Here is an 18,860-nt window from a genome sequence, read left to right as displayed (position 1 = left end):
CCGCTCAATGGAAAATCGGCAGCAGGAGAAAGAGCTTGATGGTGATCGCGTTGGCAATGTCGATAAAGAACGCGGCCACCATCGGCACCACGAGAAACGCGAGATGGGAATGGCCAAAGCGGGCCGTGACCGCCTGCATGTTCGCGATCGCCGTGGGCGTGGCGCCGAGGCCGAAACCGCAGTGGCCGGCCGCAAGCACGACAGCGTCGTAGTCTGCGCCCATCACGCGGAACGTCACGAAGATCGCGTAGATCACCATGAGCAGCGTTTGCGCGGCGAGGATCGTGAACACCGGCAGCGCGAGCGCGGCGAGGTCCCACAGGCGCAGCGTCATGAGCGCCATGGCGAGAAAGAGCGCGAGGCTCACGTTGCCGATCAGCGCGACGGCGTGCTCGGCCACGGGGCGCCCGAGGAGCGCGAGCCCATTGGCGAGCAGCACGCCTACGAACAGCACGCACACGAAGGTGGGCAATTCGAACGCGGTGCCCGCGATGAGCCCGGAGAGCGCGTCGCCCACAGCTAGGCTGATGGCGATGAGCGTGAGCGTGTTGATGAACGCGCCCGGCGTGGTGGGCTGCTCGGCTTTCGGTTCTTCGAATGCGTACGGGTCGGGCGTTGCCGCGCCGCTTGCGTCGGGCGCCGCGTCGCCAGCCGGCGTGCCGATGCGCTTCATCAGATGCTGCGCCACCGGGCCGCCCAGAATGCCGCCCATGATCAGCCCGAACGTGGCGCAGGCAATGGCCGCTTCGGTGGCGGACTGCAGCCCGTGATGCTCGGTGAACACCGCGCCCCACGCGGCGCCCGTGCCATGCCCGCCCGCGAGCGACACCGAGCCGCCCAGCAGCCCGTACAGCGGATCGACGCCGAACGCCATGGCGAGCGCAATGCCCAGCACGTTTTGCAGCACGAGAAGCGCGACCACCACGGCGAGAAAGCGCACGAGCACAGGGCCGCCGTGTTTCAGGTTGGCGAGGTTCGCATTGAGGCCGATGGTGGCGAAGAATGCTTGCATGAGCGGCGCTTGCAGCGAGGTGTCGAAGACCACGTCCATGTGCGCGAAGCTGTGCAGACCGAACACGATCAGCGCGGCGACGATGCCGCCCGCCACGGGCTCCGGTATTGTCCATTTGCGCAAGATTGGCACGGCGGCGACGAGCCACTGTCCGGCCAGCAGCACGAGCGATGCGACGACGAGCGTTCCGTAGACTGTGACGTTCATGGCGGGTGTCCGGCGGGGCGGTGAGAGCGCGAGGCGTGCGGCGCATCTTTCGCGCACGGTACACCACGCGCTCGCGCGTTGCGCGCATGGTGCGCAGAGGTGTACAACCGCGCGCCGGTTCCGGCCACGTTGCTTGCACGAAACGGGGCCCCACGCTTAAATACGCAAGCGGAACGCCAACGTTTCCGCCGCGGCCACCGCGCGCGAGGCCGCCGCTCATGCAGGACGAATATCCCCCGAGTCTGGCCGTCTGCGAGGACGGCGCGAGACCGTACAAGAACCGGAGAAGGTCATGAATGGGAGCACCGTTGCTGAACGCGAGGCGGCCGGGCGTGCCGTGCGCGAGCGCTCGAAACGTTCGAGCCACAAGGAAACCGGCACCTTCAAGCGCGATCCGCTAGCCCTCCTGCGCGCAAGCAGCGAAGGCCGCGTGTCGAACCTCGTGCAACTGCGCTACGGGCGCATGATCGTCTCGCCGTTCACGTTCTTTCGCGGCAGCGCGATTCTCCAGGCGCACGATCTCGCCGGCGTGCCCAACACCGGCATGGCAATGGAAATTTGCGGCGACGCGCATCTGCTGAACTTCGGCGGCTTCGCCACGCCCGAGCGCCAGCTCGTGTTCGATCTCAACGACTTCGACGAGGTGGCGCCCGGCCCGTGGGAGTGGGACGTGAAGCGCCTCGTGGCGAGCTTCGTCGTGGCGGCGCGGCACATGCGCTACTCGCGCGGCGTGGCCGAGGAACTGGTGATGGCGGCCGTGACCAGCTATCGCGACCGCCTGCGCCAATATGCCGAGTACGGCGCGCTCGATCTCTGGTACGACAAAATCACCTTCGATCGCATGGTCGAAACCGCGCTCACGCCCGAAGGCCGACGCCTGATCCGGCGCGGCATGGAGAAGGCCGCGAACCGCACGCACGAGAACCTGCTCGAAAAGCTAGCGGAGCGCGACGGTGATCACTGGACGATTCACGACGTGCCGCCCGCGCTCTTTCACGTGCACGGCGTGAACACGTTATTCGACCCGGAAGACGACTGGTTCACGCTCGGCGACTGGCGCACACTGATCGAGCCGATGTACGAGGAATACACGAAAACGCTCGCGCCCGACCGGCGCGAACTGCTCGATCACTTCGCGATTCAGGATCTGGTGTTCAAGGTCGTGGGCGTGGGCAGCGTGGGCACGCGCTGCCTCGTGATGCTGCTCGTCGATCATCACGAGAAACCGCTCTTTCTGCAGGTGAAAGAGGCACGGCGCTCGGTTGTTTCGCAGTACTTCAAGTCGCCTTCGATCAAGCACGAAGGTGCGCGTGTCGTGCACGGCCAGCGTCTTCTGCAGGCGGCGAGCGACATCTTTCTTGGCTGGACCACGGGGCCCGCGGGGCGCCATTTTTACGTGCGCCAGTTGCGCGACATGAAGCTTTCAATCGATCTCCAGCTGCTCGACAGCACGCTGCTGTGCGGCTATGCGAGGCTGTGCGGCTGGGCGCTCGCTCGCGCGCATGCGAAGTCGGGCAGCTCGGCTATCGAAATCTCTTCGTACATTGGCCGCAGCGACCTGTTCGCGGAGGCGCTCACGACCTACGCGTTCAGCTATGCCGACCAGGTGGAGCGCGATTACGACGTGTTCGTCAAGGCCGCGCGCAGCGGCGAGATTGTCGCGCGCAGCGAAGAGGACATGGCGTCCGATTTCCGCGTTTGAACCACGTTTGAGCCGCATTTGATCCGCATTTGGCTTCAGGCCCGAACGCGCTATCCTTGCGGTTTTCTTTCGTCACGCCGCGCATGAACGCATGTGCGGCATGCGCCCCATGCGTCTACGTCATATCGAAGTCTTTCACGCGATCATGCGCACCGGCTCGCTCTCCAAAGCGGCAGAGCTGCTGTGCGTGTCCCAGCCCGCGGTCAGCAAGGTGCTCGCGCATGCGGAGCGCAGCGCGGGTCTGAAGCTCTTCAGCCGCGCGCACGGCCGCCTGCAGCCCACGCGCGAGGCGGAATTGCTGTTCGCCGAGACGCAGAAGCTGCAATCGAACCTCGACGGCATTCGCGATCTCGCGCGCAATCTCGCGCTGCGTCCGCAAGGGCTGTTGCGCATCGGCTGTCTGCCCAGCCTTGGCATGAGCCTGATTCCGGCTGCCGTGCAGTCGTTTCGCGCGGGCTATCCCGATGTGTCGCTCAAGATCCAGACGCGCCACACGGCAGAACTGCTCAACGCGCTGCTCACGCGCGAACTCGATCTGGGCGTCGCGCTCAATCCGCCCGCGCGGCCGGGCATTGCCGCCGTCGAACTCGCGCGCACGGCCGTGGTCTGCGTCGCGCCGCCCGACGACCCCACGCCGGAACATGCGCCGCTCGCGTTGCGCGATCTGGTCGACGGCGAGTGGATCAGCATCGGCAACGTCGACCCGCTCGGCGAGGCGATTGGCAACCTGCTCGAAGCCGAAGGCGTGGACGACCGGCTCGCGGCAGTCGAGGCGCAAACGTGGCACGTCGCGCGCGCACTTGCGGCACGCGGCGTCGGCCGCGTGCTGCTCGACGAACTCAGCGCGCGCGGGGCGGGCGAGCCCGTGGCGATCCGGCGTGTCGAACCGGCGCTCACGGTCGGCGTGTTCGCCATGTGGCGCGAAGGCGGCCTGGACTCGCAGGCGGGCAACGCGTTCGTGGAAGTGCTGCGCGCAAGCCTCGCGCATTCTTGCGCGGTGTGAAGGCGCGAGCCGCCACGGGCCACCGGTACAATTGCGCGCAGGGGGAAGCGGCGCGGTGCGCGCTTCAAGCGAACGAATGAGCGATCCACAGGAGAGACGGTTGAAGCGCGAGTCAAAGCCGCTGGGCATCGCCGGAACACCGAGTGGCTCCATGCGGCGCGGCAGCATGGCGCGCGCGCTCCTGGCCATGCGCTGCGCGGCGCTCGCGTGCGCCTGCGCGTCTGCGGGCGCGGTGCATGCCGATGAACTGGAAAGCCCCACGCTGCGCAAGATTCGCGACACCGGCACGATCGCCATTGGCGTGCGCGATGCGACCGTGCCTTTCTCCTATATGGCCGGCGGCGGGCACGCAACGGGCTACTCGTACGAGATTACCGAGCGCATCGTGGAAAGCGTGCGCGAAACACTGAAGCTTCCGACGCTGCGCGTGCGCGAAGTGATCGTCACGCCGCAAAACCGCATCATGCTCGTGCAGAACGGCACGATCGATCTCGAGTGCAGCACGACGACCCATACGCGCGAGCGCGAGAACGACGTCGCATTCTCGAACAGCTTTTTCGAGTACGGCGTGCGCATGCTCGTGAAGCGCGGCTCGCCAGTCAAGGACTTCGGCGATCTCGCGGGCCGCACCGTGGTCACGACCGCGGGCACTTCGGAAGAGCGCCTGTTGCGCCGCTGGAACCTGGAGCGCGCGATGAACATGCACATCGTCGTAGCGAAGACTCATGGCGATTCGGTCGAAGCCGTGCGCTCGGGACGCGCCGTTGCCTTCGTGATGGATGAGCCGCTGCTGCATGCCGCGCTCGCAACCGGCTACATGGCGAGCGAGACGCCGGGTGCGCCGGTGGCGCAAAGCGCGAATGCCATGAGCGACGCGCACGCTTACGCGATCGTTGGCACCCCGGCCAGGTCGGAGGTCTACGGCTGCATGTTCAGGCGCGGCGACACCGCGTTCAAGCGCATTGCCGACGACACCATCGCGAAGATGGAGCGCTCGGGCGAAGCGCTCGCGCTTTACCGGCGCTGGTTCGAGTCGCCCATTCCGCCTGCGGGCGTGAATCTCGACTATCCGATGTCGGAGCCGATGAAAGCGCTCTTCGCGAATCCCAACGACCAGCCGCTCGACTGAAGGCTCAACCGAAAGCAAGAGGCAACGATGAGTGATACGCAACAACGCAAAATCGCACTGGTGACGGGCGCGGGCAGCGGCATTGGCCGCGCGTGCGCGCGCCGGCTGCTGGCCAATGGCTTCGCCGTTGTGCTGGCGGGCAGGCGGGCCGAGCCGCTTGAAGCGCTCGCCGGCGAGGCGCGCGCGCGTGGCGAAGAGGCGCTGGCGGCGCCCTGCGATGTGACCGACGCGGCGGCCGTCGAGGCGCTCTTCGAGACGATCCGCGCGCGCTACGGCCGGCTCGATCTGCTCTTCAACAACGCGGGCCGCAACGCGCCGGCCGTGGACATCGACGAGCTTTCGGTGGACGACTGGCGCGCCGTGGTCGATACAAACCTCACCGGCGTGTTCCTGTGCACGCGCGCGGCGTTCGGGCTCATGAAGCGGCAGACGCCGCGCGGCGGGCGCATCATCAACAACGGCTCGATTTCCGCGCATGCGCCGCGGCCGTTCAGCATCGCCTATACGGCCACCAAGCACGCCATCACCGGCCTGACGAAAACCGTTTCGCTCGACGGCCGGCGCTACGACATCGCGTGCGGGCAAATCGATATCGGCAACGCGGCGACGGAGATGGCCGAGCGCATGGCGCGCGGCGTGCCGCAGGCGAACGGCGAGATTGCCGTCGAGCCGCTGATGGACGTGGAACGCGTGGCCGATGCGCTGCTGCACATGGCGCAACTGCCGCTCGAAGCGAATGTGCAGTTCATGACGATCATGGCGACGAAGATGCCGTTCGTGGGCCGAGGCTGAGCGCAACAGACGGGCGCAAACGGATGTGAGCGGGCGCAGGCGCGTCCGCACGCGCTCGCGCGCAGTCCCGTATACTGGCCGCTGAACCACCACGCCGCCTGAGCGCCCATGTCTTTGCCCCCGCGTCCGGACGACGATCCGCGTCCCCAGCCGCCCGCATGTCCCGATAACGACGACTGCTGCCATAGCGGCTGCGACCCCTGCATCTTCGATCTATACGACGAGGAATTCGGCCGGTATCGCGCCGCGCTGGCTGCGTGGGAAGCGCGCGAAGCCGAGCGCGCGGCGCAGGCGAAAGCCTCGCGCAAGCCAGCCGCGAAATCCACCGAATCGCGCGGCAAGCCCTCGCACTGAACTGCATTGCTACCCGCCGCCATGACCGACCCCATCCTCGCTCCCAGCGCTCCCGTTCTCGATGCCGCCGCGCTCGACGCACTGCAGGCGTTCGTCGAGCGCCATCCGCGCCTGTTCGTGCTGACCGGCGCGGGCATCAGCACGGATTCGGGCATTCCGGGCTACCGCGACGAGAACGGCGCCTGGAAGCGCTCGCCGCCCATCACGCTGCAGGAATTCCTCGGCTCCGAGAGCATGCGTCGGCGCTACTGGGCGCGCAGCCTGATCGGCTGGCCCACGGTGGGTCTCGCGCAGCCCAACGGCGCACACCGCGCGCTCGCGCGCCTCGGTGCGGCGGGCTACGCGCGCACGCTCGTCACGCAGAACGTGGATGGGCTGCATCAGCGCGCAGGCAGCCGCGACGTGATCGAACTGCACGGCAGCATCGCGCACGTGCATTGCCTCGACTGCGGCGCGCAGTATTCGCGCGCCTCGATCCAGCCGGAACTCGTGGCGCGCAATCCGGACATTGCCGGCGCGATCGCGGAACCCGCCGCCGACGGCGACGCCCATCTCGACTTCGACGGCGCCAACGCCTTCCACGTGCCCGCATGCGCGGCGTGTGGCGGCCTGCTCAAGCCTTCGGTGGTGTTCTTCGGCGAGAACGTGCCGCGCGAGCGCGTGGCCAGCGCCTCGAACGCGCTCGACGAGGCCGACGCCGTGCTCGTGGTCGGCTCCTCGCTCATGGTGTATTCCGGCTATCGTTTCTGCGCCTGGGCGCAGCAGCGCGGCAAGCCCGTGGCCGCGATCAACATGGGCAAGACGCGCGCCGACCCGCTCCTCGCGCTGAAGCTCGAAGCGCCCTGCGCCGCCGTGCTCGACGCACTGGGCGCGCGACTCGTCCCCTGACACGCCACGATTACACGGAACCGACGCCATGCTGACCACGCTAGCCGACCTCGAAGCCCACTACGGCACGCCGCACGAACGCGCGTTGCGCAAGGAAATCGATCACGTCAACGCGGACTATCGGCGCTTCATCGAAAGCTCGCCGTTCGTCGTGCTCGCCACGGGCGGCCCGGAAGGTCTCGACTGCTCGCCGCGCGGCGACGCACCCGGTTTCGTGCACATTCTCGATGAGCGCACGCTTGCGTTGCCCGACCGCCCCGGCAACAACCGGGTGGACAGCCTGCGCAACGTGGTCGCGTCGTCGCAGGTGGGACTGCTTTTCATGGTGCCGGGCGTGGGCGAGATGCTGCGCGTGAACGGACGCGGCCGCGTGAGCACCGACCCCGAACTCGTCGCGAGCTTCGCCGTGGATGGCAAGCCGCCGCGCTCGGTGCTCGTGATCGACGTGGAAAGCGTGTACTTCCATTGCTCCAAGGCCATCGTGCGCTCGAAGCTGTGGGACCCGTCGCACCACGTCGAACGCTCGCATCTGCCGAGCGCCGGCGAGATGCTGCGCCGCGTGAACGAGGAGCAATATGGCGAGACGTTCGACGCCGAGACCTACGAAGCCGGTCTCGCCGAACGCATCAAGACCACGCTGTACTGAGTGAACGCCGGTTCAACGCCGATTCAACGCTGAAGAGAACGCAACACGATGAACGACCCGCAATCCGCGCAACGTCTTTCCGCCCCCGCCGCCGCGCGCAACGCCGCGCCGATCCTGGAGGTGCTGCGCGGCGCGCTGCCCGCGCGGGGCACGGTGCTCGAAATCGCGAGCGGCACCGGCCAGCATGCGGTCCATTTCGCCGCCGCGTTTGCCGACCTCGTGTGGCAGCCGAGCGATGCCGACGCGCGCGCCCGCGCTTCGATCGACGCCTGGCGCGAGCACACGGGTCTGGCTAACCTGCGCGCGCCGCTCGATCTCGACGTGCGACGCGAGCCTTGGCCGATCGACTTGGTGGACGCCGTCGTTTGCATCAACATGATTCACATCGCGCCATGGGAGGCCGCGCAAGCGCTGATGAAAGGCGCGGGCGCGCGCCTGGCTTCTGGGGGCGCGCTCGTGCTGTACGGGCCGTACCGGCGCGAAGGCGCGCACACGGCGCCGAGCAACGAGGCCTTCGACGCCGACTTGCGCGCGCGCGACCCGTCCTGGGGCGTGCGCGACATGGAGGCCGTGGAGGCGCTGGCGCTGGCGCAAGGCTTCGACTGCGAAGCGCGCGTGGCGATGCCGGCGAACAATTTCAGCCTGGTGTTCCGAAAACGCTAAGCAGGTAGGGAAACATGAGCCGCATTGCGCGCGTGCGCGCGGCTCCAGGGCGTTTCCCTTATGCTTGCACGGTTGGCGCCCCGTTGCGGCGCCGTCTATGAATGAAGTGGAGAAACAACATGAGCAAACAGCCAATCGGCGTTGTGGGTCTGGCCGTGATGGGTAGCAATCTGGCGCTCAACATCGAAAGCCGCGGCCATGCGGTCTCGGTGTTCAACCGCAGCCGCGCCCGAACCGACGAGCTGATCGCTGAGTATCCGGATCGCAAGCTCGTGCCGGCGTACACGCTCGAAGAGTTCGTGGATTCGCTCGAAAAACCGCGCCGCATTCTGATGATGGTGAAGGCCGGCGCGCCCACCGACGACACCATCGCCGCGCTCAAGCCGCTGCTCGAGAAGGGCGACATCCTGATCGACGGCGGCAATACGCACTTCACCGATACCATCCGCCGCAATCAGGAACTCGCGAAGTCGGGCCTGCACTTCATCGGCACGGGCGTGTCGGGCGGCGAGGAAGGCGCGCTCAAAGGCCCGTCGATCATGCCGGGCGGCCAGCGCGATGCTTACGATCTCGTTGCACCGATCCTGACCGAAATCTCCGCGAAGGCGCCGGACGGCGAGCCGTGCGTGGCCTACATGGGTCCGGACGGCGCGGGCCATTTCGTGAAGATGGTGCACAACGGCATCGAGTACGGCGACATGCAGCTGATCGCCGAAAGCTACGCGGTGCTCAAGCAGGTGGTCGGCCTCTCGAATGAGGAACTGGCCAAGGTTTACACCGAATGGAACGAGGGCGAGCTCGACAGCTACCTGATCGAAATCACCTCGAAGATCTTCACCAAGAAGGACGAGGAAACGGGCAAGGATCTCGTCGACGTGATTCTCGACCGCGCCGCGCAAAAGGGCACCGGCAAGTGGACCAGCCAGAACGCGCTCGATCTCGGCGCGCCGCTGCCGCTCATCACCGAAGCCGTGTTCGCGCGCGTGCTCTCGTCGCTCAAGACGCAGCGCGTGGCGGCGAGCAAGGTGCTCTCGGGCCCGGACACGAAGCCGTTCTCGGGCGACCGCAAGGCGTTCATCGAGTCGGTGCGCCGCGCGCTGTACTTCTCGAAGGTCATTTCGTACGCGCAAGGCTTCGCGCAACTGCGCGCCGCCTCCGACGAGTACAAGTGGGACCTGCAGTACGGCACGATCGCCAAGATTTTCCGCGCCGGCTGCATCATCCGCGCGCGCTTCCTGCAGAAGATCATGGACGCCTACGCGAAGAACCCGCAGCTCGATAACCTGCTGCTCGATCCCTATTTCCGTGACATCGCGGCCAACTATCAGTCGGCGCTGCGCGACGTGGTGATCCAGGCGGTGAGCGCGGGCGTGCCGGTGCCGGCGTTCTCGTCGGCGGTGGCCTACTTCGACGGCTACCGCTCGGAGCGCGTGCCCGCCAACCTCGTGCAGGCGCAGCGCGACTTCTTCGGCGCGCACACGTTCGAGCGCATCGACAAGCCGGGCAGCTTCCACGCCGACTGGTCGTAAGGAAATTGCAAGACAAAAGACCGCAATGTCGTTGCGGTCTTTGTTGGAATCGAAAGGTGAGTCCTTGGGACTCACCTTTTTTTATTGCGAGAATTGCAACGGTGTTTTGACGAATAAGGGTTTTCCCTATATGAGCCGGAGGCCTACACTGTATTCAACGGCTGACGAACACGGTGTTCCGAAGCCGACATAAAACAGATGGAGGTCCGATCATGAACAAGCTTATTTCCGCAGCCGTTGTTGCCGCCGCTCTTGCTGTTCCGGCAATCTCGTTCGCCCAGTCGAGCGAGCAAGGCCTGACCCGCGCTCAAGTGCGCGCAGAACTGGTTCAACTCGAGAAGGCTGGCTACAACCCGTCGGCTGACCATGTGAACTACCCGGAAAACCTGCAGGCCGCTCAAGCCCGCGTGACCGAGGAAAAGCTCGCCGCCGGCGACACCAGCGGCTACGGCGCACCGGCAGTCGGCACGTCGCAGTCGGGCGCAGCGGTGCAACCGGCGCAAGTCGCACCGAACCAACGCATTTACTTCGGCCACTAAGCCCTGACCGAACGGAACCGCTCCCGGCGGTTCCGGCAAGCTACCCCCTGTAGTGAGTTGTCGCTGTACGTAGTTGGTAGTTGCAGCAGAAGTTGTAGTTTGAGTCGTTGCAGTACGCAGTGAGTTGTTGCGGTAGAAGTTGCAGTCGCAGTACGTAGAGAGCGGTTGCAGTAGAAGTGGCAGTTCGCAGTGTGCAGTTGCAATACGCAGTAGGCAGTACGCAGGTCAGTTGTTGCAGTGAAGCAGTTGCAGTACGCAGAGAGAGCAGAAGGTAGTTGAAGTTGGCTGGCGCAGTGAGAGGTGCAGCCGTGCAGTAGCAGTACGCATGATGTGTAGCAGGCAGTACGCAGTACGTTGTTGCAAAAGGCAGTCCAGCGCGGGCCGGTTCTCCACCGGCCCGTACTTTTTTGTGGCGCGTTTTCCGCTGTCTAAGGACGCCGTAGCAAACATTGACGGGTCCGGACGCCACTCCTATGATCGGTCGGCAGTTTCCATAACAGTTGCCCAGCGACAGGAGACGCCCCGCCATGACCCGCTCCACCCGCAAGCCCTTGCGCAGCCAGGCCTGGTTCGGCAAAGCCGACAAGGACGGCTTCATCCACCGCTCGTGGATGAAGAATCAGGGCATCCCTCACGACGCATTCGACGGCCGCCCCGTCATCGGCATCTGCAATACGTGGTCGGAACTCACGCCGTGCAACGCGCATTTTCGCGAGCTCGCGCAGTACGTGAAGAAGGGCGTGTACGAAGCCGGTGGCCTGCCGCTCGAATTTCCCGTGATGTCGCTTGGCGAGTCGAACCTGCGGCCCACCGCGATGCTGTTTCGCAACCTCGCTTCAATGGACGTCGAAGAGTCGATTCGCGGCAATCCGATCGACGGCACGATTTTGCTCGTCGGCTGCGACAAGACCACGCCGGCGTTGCTGATGGGCGCAGCGTCGTGCGACTTGCCCGCGCTCGCCGTGTCGGGCGGCCCGATGCTCAACGGACGTTTTCGCGGCCACGAAATCGGCTCGGGCACGGGCGTGTGGCAAATGTCCGAGGAAGTGCGCGCGGGGACGATGTCGCAGGCCGAATTCGTCGAGGCGGAGTCGTGCATGAACCGCTCGCGCGGCCACTGCATGACCATGGGCACCGCGTCCACGATGGCCTCGATGGTCGAGTCGCTCGGCATGGGGCTGCCGCACAATGCGGCCATCCCCGCTGTCGATGCGCGCCGCCAGGTGCTCGCGCAACTCGCCGGCCGGCGCATCGTCGAGATGGTGCGCGAAGACCTCACGATGTCGAAGATCCTCACGCGCGCGGCATTCGAAAATGCGATCCGCACCAACGCGGCCATCGGCGGCTCGACCAATGCCGTCGTGCATCTGCTCGCGCTCGCGCGGCGCATTGGCGTGCCGCTTTCGCTCGACGACTGGGAACTCGGCTCGGACATACCGTGCCTCGTAAATCTGCAGCCTTCAGGCCACTTCCTGATGGAGGACTTCTATTACGCGGGCGGCTTGCCCGCGGTGCTGCGCCAACTCGGCGAACAAGGGCTGCTGCATCGGGACGCGTTGACCGTCAACGGTAAAACCATCTGGGAAAACGTGGCCGAGGCGCCGAACTACAACGCCGAAGTCATTACCTCGTTTGCGCAGCCGTTCAAGCCCAAAGCGGGAATCGCCGTGCTCAAGGGCAACCTCGCGCCCGACGGCGCGGTCATCAAGCCTTCTGCCGCCACGCCCGCGCTGCTGCGTCATCGCGGCCGCGCGGTGGTGTTCGAGAACGTCGAGGAACTGCACGCAAAGGTCGACGACGCTTCGCTCGATATCGACGAGCATTGCGTCATGGTCCTCAAGGGCGCCGGGCCCAAGGGCTACCCCGGTTTCGCCGAGGTCGGCAACATGCCGCTGCCGAAGAAGGTGCTGCAAAAGGGCATTACCGACATGGTGCGCATCTCGGATGGCCGCATGAGCGGCACGGCGTATGGCGCGGTCGTGCTGCACGTGTCGCCCGAAGCGGCGGCGGGCGGTCCGCTCGCGCTCGTGCGCACGGGCGACATGATCGAGCTGGACGTCGCGGCGCGGCGCCTGCACCTGGAAGTCTCCGACGAGGAACTCGCGCGCCGCAAGGCTGAATGGAAGGCGCCCGAGCTGCCCGAGCGCGGCTATTACCGGCTTTACGTCGAACACGTGCTGCAGGCCGACAAGGGCGCCGACCTGGACTTTCTCGTTGGCGCGAGCGGTGCGGCCGTGCCGCGCGACTCGCACTGATCGTGCCGGAGGCAGCGATGGCAGCGCCTGCCACATCCGTCGGCGACATTGCCGGCATCTATCCGATCCTCTACGCGTTCTTCGATCGCGAAAACCGCCTCGACCGCGCGGCCATGCGCCGCCAGGTCGAAGCGGCCGTGCGCGGCGGGGCGCCGGGCATGGCGGTGCTCGGGCTCGCGACCGAGGTCAACAAGCTTTCGCGCGCCGAACGCGAGCAGGTGATCGACTGGGCGCAGGAGGACAGCGGCGGCGCGCTGCCGCTTGCCGTCACGGTGAGCGGTCCCACGGTGGCGGCGCAGCGCGAATTCGCGCAATTCGCCATCGAGCGCGGCGCGGCGTGGCTGATCCTCCAGCCGCCGGCGCGCGCGCAGGGCGAAAGCGCACAGCCCGAATCGTTCTATTTCGACTTCTTCGCTGGCGTGATGACGGGGCTGGATGTGACGGTCGGCATTCAGAACGCGCCGGAGTATCTGGGCGTCGGGCTTTCGCCGGGCAGTTTGCGCGCGCTTGCGGCGCAATGTCCGAACTTCCGTGTGCTCAAAGGTGAAGGCCCCGCGGTGACGATTGCCGAAACGATCGCGCAGATCGGCGACCTGATGCCCGTGCTCAACGGGCGCGGCGGCATGGAATTGCTCGATAACCTGCGCGCCGGCTGCGCGGGCATGATCGTCGCGCCCGACTGCTTCGACTGGCAGCAGCAGATTTACACGGCGTTCCGTTCAGGCGATATCGAGCGCGCGCAGACCCTTTACCAGCAGGTGCTGCCTGCCATCGTCTTCGTCATGCAGTCGCTCGATACGCTGATTGGCTACGGCAAGCGCATCGCGGCGTGGCGCATGGGCATCGACGTCGAGTACGAGCGCGACGTCAAGCTGGCGCCGAGCCGCTTCGGCCTGGAAGCCGCCCGGCGATTCGCGCGGCAACTGGGCCCGCTTGCGTGATCACCGCGCATGCAGATGCGGCACGCCCTCGCTCGTCGCGACCTTGAGCTGATGCAGCGCCCGGTGTGCCTTGTTCAACTGCGCCTGCGCGGCGATGCGCTGCGCCTCCAGCTGAGCGACTTCCTTGCGCACCTGACTCTGGCGGCCCGTCACCGTCACCTCCTGTTCCGCGTGGCGCTGCAGGTCCACGCGCAGGCGTTCGGCCTGGGCTTCCGACTCCTCGATTTGCCGCGAGAGTTCCGCGTTTTGCGCAACGAGCTGCACGCGGCGCGTTTCGCCGTCGGCGAGGCGCGTGGCTTGCTCCTGCATCAAGTGAAACGCCGAGCCGGCCGCGTCGAGATCGTTGGCTTTCAGCGCGCGCCACAGTACGCTTTCCTGATGTAGCGCGACGAAGTAGCCGAGCGTGGGCGCATGGAAGAAGAGGCTAACCGTATACGCGAAGCAGCGGTACACGCGGAACGTCATCAACTCGTCGGCGGCGTGGAGCGCTTCGAACGCGGCGCCGTCGGCGATCTGCACCGGGCGGCCGTTCAGGTGCGCGGGCATGACCGGCACCGGATGGAGTGTGGACACCGTTCGCGTTCCGCCGGCGCCCTCGGATACCACGGTCGCCTCCGCGCGCGACTCGATCTCGACGGTGGTCTCGGTTGGCGTCACTGCGGAATCGGCGGGATTGGCCGCGGATTGCGGCGCGCGGCTGGCAGCTTCACTTGCGACGGCGCGTTGCGTGGCGGCATCATGGGCCACGGCAAGGATGCGCGATGGTGCGCCAGAGAGCGCGGTGTTACGGCGGTTCAAAATGGATTTCACGGCGGTTCCCCCAGTTTGGCGCGCCAAAAACGAGGCGCTCCGCGCGCGGCAGCGTGGCACACAGGCGCCAGCGCGCAGGCAAATGGGGCGGGCGATGCGGGTAGGGCGCCGTCCGCTCCGGGTTCGTGTACTAGTGAAGCAGGCGCGGCCGGCGTGCAATGTCGTCGAAGAGCGCACGGCCGGGTTCGAGTGCGAAAAGCCACGTTTCGTCATAGCCGCTCAGGGTGTCGAGCGCATCGCGCAGGCGCTCGATGACTACGGCGGGAATTTCCACGCACGCCTGGGTGGCGCCGGAAAGCCGCGCGATGCTGGCGTGCTGCACCAGTTCGTCGGCGGCCTCGGCCACGTCGGCTGCGAAGATGAGATGGTTGTTCAACAATTCGACGAGGCCCGGCGACGACGTGACATCTTCGACGTTGAGCTGCAGCGAAAGAAAGGTGGCTTTGTTCATTCTCGGATCCCTCAGGGCCATTGGGACTGCAGCGAGAGGCCTTTCATCTGATTATCGGGTGACGCGTGAACCAGTATAGGCGTTGACCCGCGCAAACGCAGGCGGGGCGCGCATGCCGGCTAAAAAAGGCGGTTCGGGCATGAACGATATAATGGGGGACGTTCGCCATTTCCGGCCTGGCATCGATGCAATTCGCGCGGAATGTGGCGCGCAAGCGAACGCCTGCGGCCCGCCGCGCATCCCCTACGCGTATTTTTTCTTCATACGCGAGGACCAAGCGAGGAACAGCAAGATGAATCGACAACGGCGAAACCCGGGCGCGTATGCGGCGCTGGCCGCCCTTACGCTCGTCTGCAGCGCCTGTAGCAGCACCTTCACGCCGTGGGCGGAGTCCCCGAGCGCGCCTCCAGTGTCCACGAGCGGCGTGCCGGCGGGCTACTACCGCGTCAATCCGGGCGACACACTCGCGCGCGTCGCCGGGGCCTTCGGCCAGCGTCCGCAGGACATCGCGATCTGGAACCAGCTGCCTTCAGCCAACGTGCAGATCCTGCCCGGCCAGGTGCTGCGCGTCGCCCCCCCACCCAACTACCCGGCGCCCACGCCACCTGGGCAGGCGCAGACGCCCAGCGCCCCCGCCGCAGCCGGCGTAGCCATGCCCGCGCCCGTCGCGCCCGCCATCGCGCTCGCGTGGCCCGCACGCGGCCCGATCCTGCAGCGCTTCGTGCCGGGCAAGTCCACCGGCATCGTGATCGGCGGCACGCCCGGCGAGGAGGTCAAGGCCGCTGCCGCTGGCCGGGTGGTCTACGCGGGCACGGGTATCGAGGCCTACGGACCGCTCGTGATCATCAAGCACAACGACCAGGTCGTCACGGCCTATGGCCGCAACGGCAGGCTGCTCGTGAAGGAAGACGACGCCGTCTCGCAAGGCCAGCCGATCGCGGAAATGGGCTCCGGCGGCGTTCAGTTCGAAGTCCGCAGCGACGGCAAGCCCGTCGATCCGCTGCCGCTGCTCGCGCACTAGCCGCGGCGCGAGCGCCCCGGCATTGCGCTGGGCCGCCGTTTGAAAATACACTCGATGGTTCTCACGCCGCGAGAGCGCGCGCCCGACAAGGCGCGCGCACGTTTGCCGCGCGCGTGCTTCAACCACGAGGATTTCATCGCAATGATCGACCTGCGCAGCGACACCGTCACCCGTCCGAGCGAAGCCATGCTCGCCGCCATGACCCGCGCCGAAACCGGCGACGACGTGTGGGGCGACGACCCGACCGTGCTGCGCCTGCAGGCGCGCATGGCGCAGGAGGCGGGCAAGGAGGCGGGGCTATTTTTCCCGAGCGGCACGCAAAGCAACCTCGCCGCGCTGATGGCGCATTGCGCGCGCGGCGACGAGTACATCGTCGGCCAGGCGGCGCACACCTATAAGTACGAGGGCGGCGGCGCGGCCGTGCTGGGCAGCATCCAGCCGCAGCCGCTCGACAACGCCGAAGACGGTTCGATCCCGCTCGAACGCATCGCCGCCGCGATCAAGCCGTTCGACGACCACTTCGCGCGTACGCGCCTGCTCGCGCTCGAAAACACCATCGGCGGCAAGGTGCTGCCGGCGGATTACGTCGCGAAGGCCACGCAGCTCGCGCATGAGCGCGGGCTTGCCACGCACCTCGACGGCGCGCGCGTGTACAACGCGGCGGTCGCTTCGGGCCAGCCGCTCGAGGCGCTCACGGCGGGCTTCGACTCGGTGTCGATCTGCTTTTCGAAGGGCCTGGGCACGCCGGTGGGGTCGGTGCTGGTGGGCAGCCGCGCGCTCATCGACGCCGCGCATCGCTGGCGCAAGGTGCTGGGCGGCGGGATGCGCCAGTCGGGCGTGCTCGCGGCCGCGTGCCTTTACGCGCTCGATCACAACGTTGCGCGTCTGGCCGACGACCACGCGAACGCCGCGCGTCTTGCCGCCGGTCTCGCGCAGATCGATCAGGTCAAGGTCATGTCGCAAGCCACGAACATGGTGTTCGTGCAGTTCCCGCAGGAGCACTGCGCGCCCCTGGAGGCGTATCTGAAGGAGCGCGGCATCCTCACGCAGATGCTGTACGCGTCGCGCTTCGTGACGCACCTCGACGTCACGGCCGCCGATATCGATACGTTCGTGGCGGCGGTGAAGGGTTACTTCGCGCGCTGAGCCGATAGATCGGCTCGCAAAGGCGCGCTTCACCAGCGCGTCTTTGCCTCAGGCCTCAGCGGGCTGCATCGCACGCACTACCTGCACTACCTGAATTACCCGCCCTGCACCGCCCGGTGCGAGGGCGCGAAGAGCCTCAGCCCGCTCGCAATGGCCGCCGCGCCCGCAAAGGCGCAACCAAGGCCCAACGCGAGCGTCGGGCCGTGCCGGCCCACGATCCCGAAGCACAGCGCGACCAACGCCGCGCCGGTGGTCTGCCCGAGCAGACGCGAGACGGCGATGGTGCCGCTCGCGCCGCCGCTGCGCTCGGGCGGCGCGCTCGCCATGATCGCCCGCAGGTTGGGCGACTGGAAAAAGCCGAAGCCCGCGCCGCAGATCGCCATGCGCACGACGATATCCGTCACCGAAGGGTGCGCAGGCAGCAACGCGAGCGACGCCATGCCGGCCGAGAGGATCGCGAGACCGATCGCGCCGAGCAGGCCCGGCGGATAGCGGTCGGAGAGGCGTCCCGCAATGGGCGCCGCGGCGGCCACGACCACGGGCCAGGGTGTCATCAGGAAGCCGGTCTCCACCTGGCTGCGCATCAGCACGGTTTCGAAATAGAACGGCAGCGAAACGAACGCGAGGCCCTGGGCCGCGAACGAGCAGATCGCGGTGACCGACGAAAGCGCGAATACCGGCCGGCGGAACAGATCCACGGGCAGCATCGGCGCGGGATGTCCGGCTTCACGTCGGATCAGCAGCGCGCCGAACACCAGCGCCACGACGGCGGCAATGGCCACTTCGACGCCGGGCGCGCGCTGCGCGGCTTCGCCGAGCGCGAAGATCAGCGCCGCGAAGGTAATGACGTTGAGCACCGCCGCGACGGGATCGAACGCGTGCTTGCCGCGCGCCGTTTGCGGCAGCGCCGGCAGCGCGAACACGAGCGCGACCACGCCGAGCGGCACGTTGATCGCGAAGAGCCACGGCCAGGTGCCCGCGGAGAGGATTAGCGATGCCATGGTCGGGCCCACGGCGAACGAAACGCCCACGACCAGCGCGTTCATGCCGAGCCCGCGCCCCAGCCGGTGCGGCGGGTAAAGAAACCGGATCAGCGCCGTGTTTACGCTCATGATGGCGCTCGCACCGAGCCCCTGCAGCACGCGCGCGCCGGCGAGCGCGGTGAGCGTGGGCGCGAGCGCGCAGGCGAGCGAAGCGACCGTGAAGATCGCGAGGCCGCTGATATAGATGCGCCGGTGGCCGATGATGTCGCCGAGCGCCGCGAGCGGCAGCAACGTGGCGACCATCGCGAGCTGGTACGCGTTGATGATCCACACCGAGGCGGCGGGGGCCGCGTGCAGATCGGTGGCGATGGCGGGCAGCGCCGTGTTGGCGATGGCGGTGTCGAGCGTGGCGAGCGCGACGGCGAGCATCACCGCGCCCATGGCGCGGCGGGTCTTCGCGGACATGGGCGCGTCGGGGGGCTCGGAATGGCCGGTATTGCGGGATTCGCGCGCCGCGGAAAGGGTTTCGGACAAGACAGTCTCGGGCGGGTGGGACGATGAAGGCTGCGGCGCGGGCCGCACGGACGAACTTTGCGATTGTTACAGAGCCCGGCTGGTTTTGCAGGAGACGCTTCAGAGCGTGGGGTGACTGTAAGGCTTTGGGCCGCGCGCAATCGTCGTCAAATGCCATCGAGCGCCGTCATATCGCAACTAACTGCCAGTCCCGTCGCGCGCACGCGTGCCGCCGCGCGGCGCGCGCGGAGCCGTCCGCATGGCAAGGGATCGAGG

18 protein-coding genes are annotated in these 18,860 nt (G+C 66.9%); 14 read left to right on the top strand and 4 right to left on the bottom strand.

The features are described 5' to 3' along the window. Positions 1–4: 4 nt before the first annotated feature. A complete protein-coding gene (gltS, locus tag U5A57_RS13500) occupies positions 5–1,219 on the bottom strand; it encodes a sodium/glutamate symporter (protein ID WP_321911560.1) in 1,215 nt (404 codons plus the stop codon). A 292-nt stretch (positions 1,220–1,511) separates the two neighbouring features. Here gltS and U5A57_RS13495 point away from each other — a divergent pair, with 292 nt between their 5' ends. From U5A57_RS13495 to U5A57_RS13440, 12 genes are all read left to right on the top strand, one after another. Then, positions 1,512–2,921, top strand: a complete 1,410-nt coding sequence (locus tag U5A57_RS13495; protein WP_321911559.1) for a DUF2252 domain-containing protein — start codon at positions 1,512–1,514, stop codon at positions 2,919–2,921. 109 nt (positions 2,922–3,030) lie between these two features. Then, a complete protein-coding gene (locus tag U5A57_RS13490) occupies positions 3,031–3,924 on the top strand; it encodes a LysR family transcriptional regulator (RefSeq protein ID WP_321911558.1) in 894 nt (297 codons plus the stop codon). Positions 3,925–4,111: 187 nt separating this feature from the next. Next, positions 4,112–5,053, top strand: a complete 942-nt coding sequence (locus U5A57_RS13485) for a transporter substrate-binding domain-containing protein (protein WP_321911776.1) — start codon at positions 4,112–4,114, stop codon at positions 5,051–5,053. A gap of 27 nt (positions 5,054–5,080) precedes the next feature. Continuing rightward, the gene (locus U5A57_RS13480; RefSeq protein WP_321911557.1) at positions 5,081–5,845 is read left to right on the top strand and encodes an SDR family oxidoreductase; all 765 of its coding nucleotides are present in this window, start codon (positions 5,081–5,083) and stop codon (positions 5,843–5,845) included. 108 nt (positions 5,846–5,953) lie between these two features. Continuing rightward, positions 5,954–6,199: an oxidoreductase-like domain-containing protein gene (locus U5A57_RS13475; protein ID WP_321911556.1), complete on the top strand. Its 246-nt coding sequence runs from the start codon at positions 5,954–5,956 to the stop codon at positions 6,197–6,199. A gap of 21 nt (positions 6,200–6,220) precedes the next feature. Beyond that, a complete protein-coding gene (locus tag U5A57_RS13470; RefSeq protein WP_321911555.1) occupies positions 6,221–7,087 on the top strand; it encodes an NAD-dependent protein deacetylase in 867 nt (288 codons plus the stop codon). A gap of 28 nt (positions 7,088–7,115) precedes the next feature. Then, a complete protein-coding gene (locus U5A57_RS13465) occupies positions 7,116–7,733 on the top strand; it encodes a pyridoxamine 5'-phosphate oxidase family protein (protein ID WP_321911554.1) in 618 nt (205 codons plus the stop codon). Between the two features lie 48 nt (positions 7,734–7,781). Further along, positions 7,782–8,396: a DUF938 domain-containing protein gene (locus U5A57_RS13460; protein WP_321911552.1), complete on the top strand. Its 615-nt coding sequence runs from the start codon at positions 7,782–7,784 to the stop codon at positions 8,394–8,396. Positions 8,397–8,515: 119 nt separating this feature from the next. After that, positions 8,516–9,925 (top strand): NADP-dependent phosphogluconate dehydrogenase, encoded by a 1,410-nt coding sequence (gene gndA / locus U5A57_RS13455; protein ID WP_321911550.1) that lies wholly within the window; start codon positions 8,516–8,518, stop codon positions 9,923–9,925. A 212-nt stretch (positions 9,926–10,137) separates the two neighbouring features. Further along, complete coding sequence (locus U5A57_RS13450; protein WP_158760898.1) at positions 10,138–10,464, top strand: DUF4148 domain-containing protein; 327 nt, start codon at positions 10,138–10,140, stop codon at positions 10,462–10,464. A 527-nt stretch (positions 10,465–10,991) separates the two neighbouring features. Further along, positions 10,992–12,719, top strand: coding sequence for an IlvD/Edd family dehydratase (locus U5A57_RS13445; RefSeq protein ID WP_321911547.1), 1,728 nt, complete (start codon positions 10,992–10,994; stop codon positions 12,717–12,719). A 17-nt stretch (positions 12,720–12,736) separates the two neighbouring features. Continuing rightward, positions 12,737–13,660 (top strand): dihydrodipicolinate synthase family protein, encoded by a 924-nt coding sequence (locus U5A57_RS13440; protein WP_321911545.1) that lies wholly within the window; start codon positions 12,737–12,739, stop codon positions 13,658–13,660. Here U5A57_RS13440 and U5A57_RS13435 read toward each other — a convergent pair whose 3' ends face one another. Together U5A57_RS13435 and U5A57_RS13430 are read right to left on the bottom strand one after the other, a co-directional pair. After that, positions 13,661–14,470 carry a DUF2968 domain-containing protein gene (locus U5A57_RS13435; RefSeq protein WP_321911544.1) on the bottom strand — a complete coding sequence of 270 codons (810 nt, stop codon included), beginning with the start codon at positions 14,468–14,470 and terminating at the stop codon, positions 13,661–13,663. It lies immediately after the preceding gene. 130 nt (positions 14,471–14,600) lie between these two features. After that, the gene (locus tag U5A57_RS13430) at positions 14,601–14,921 is read right to left on the bottom strand and encodes a hypothetical protein (protein ID WP_254316654.1); all 321 of its coding nucleotides are present in this window, start codon (positions 14,919–14,921) and stop codon (positions 14,601–14,603) included. A 292-nt stretch (positions 14,922–15,213) separates the two neighbouring features. Here U5A57_RS13430 and U5A57_RS13425 point away from each other — a divergent pair, with 292 nt between their 5' ends. Both U5A57_RS13425 and ltaE read left to right on the top strand, forming a co-directional pair. Further along, positions 15,214–15,942, top strand: coding sequence for a peptidoglycan DD-metalloendopeptidase family protein (locus U5A57_RS13425; RefSeq protein ID WP_321911539.1), 729 nt, complete (start codon positions 15,214–15,216; stop codon positions 15,940–15,942). Between the two features lie 141 nt (positions 15,943–16,083). Beyond that, entirely contained in the window at positions 16,084–17,088 is a 1,005-nt protein-coding gene (gene ltaE, locus U5A57_RS13420) for a low-specificity L-threonine aldolase (protein WP_321911775.1), read from the top strand. 95 nt (positions 17,089–17,183) lie between these two features. Here the strand turns inward: ltaE and U5A57_RS13415 are convergent, their stop codons facing one another. After that, positions 17,184–18,536: an MFS transporter gene (locus U5A57_RS13415; protein ID WP_415774622.1), complete on the bottom strand. Its 1,353-nt coding sequence runs from the start codon at positions 18,534–18,536 to the stop codon at positions 17,184–17,186. Positions 18,537–18,860 lie beyond the last annotated feature (324 nt).

The organism is Paraburkholderia sp. J11-2 (assembly GCF_905220185.1).
Lineage (GTDB): Bacteria > Pseudomonadota > Gammaproteobacteria > Burkholderiales > Burkholderiaceae > Paraburkholderia.
The sequence above is the reverse complement of the archived record's forward strand: the minus strand, read 5'-3'. Positions and strand labels throughout refer to the sequence as shown.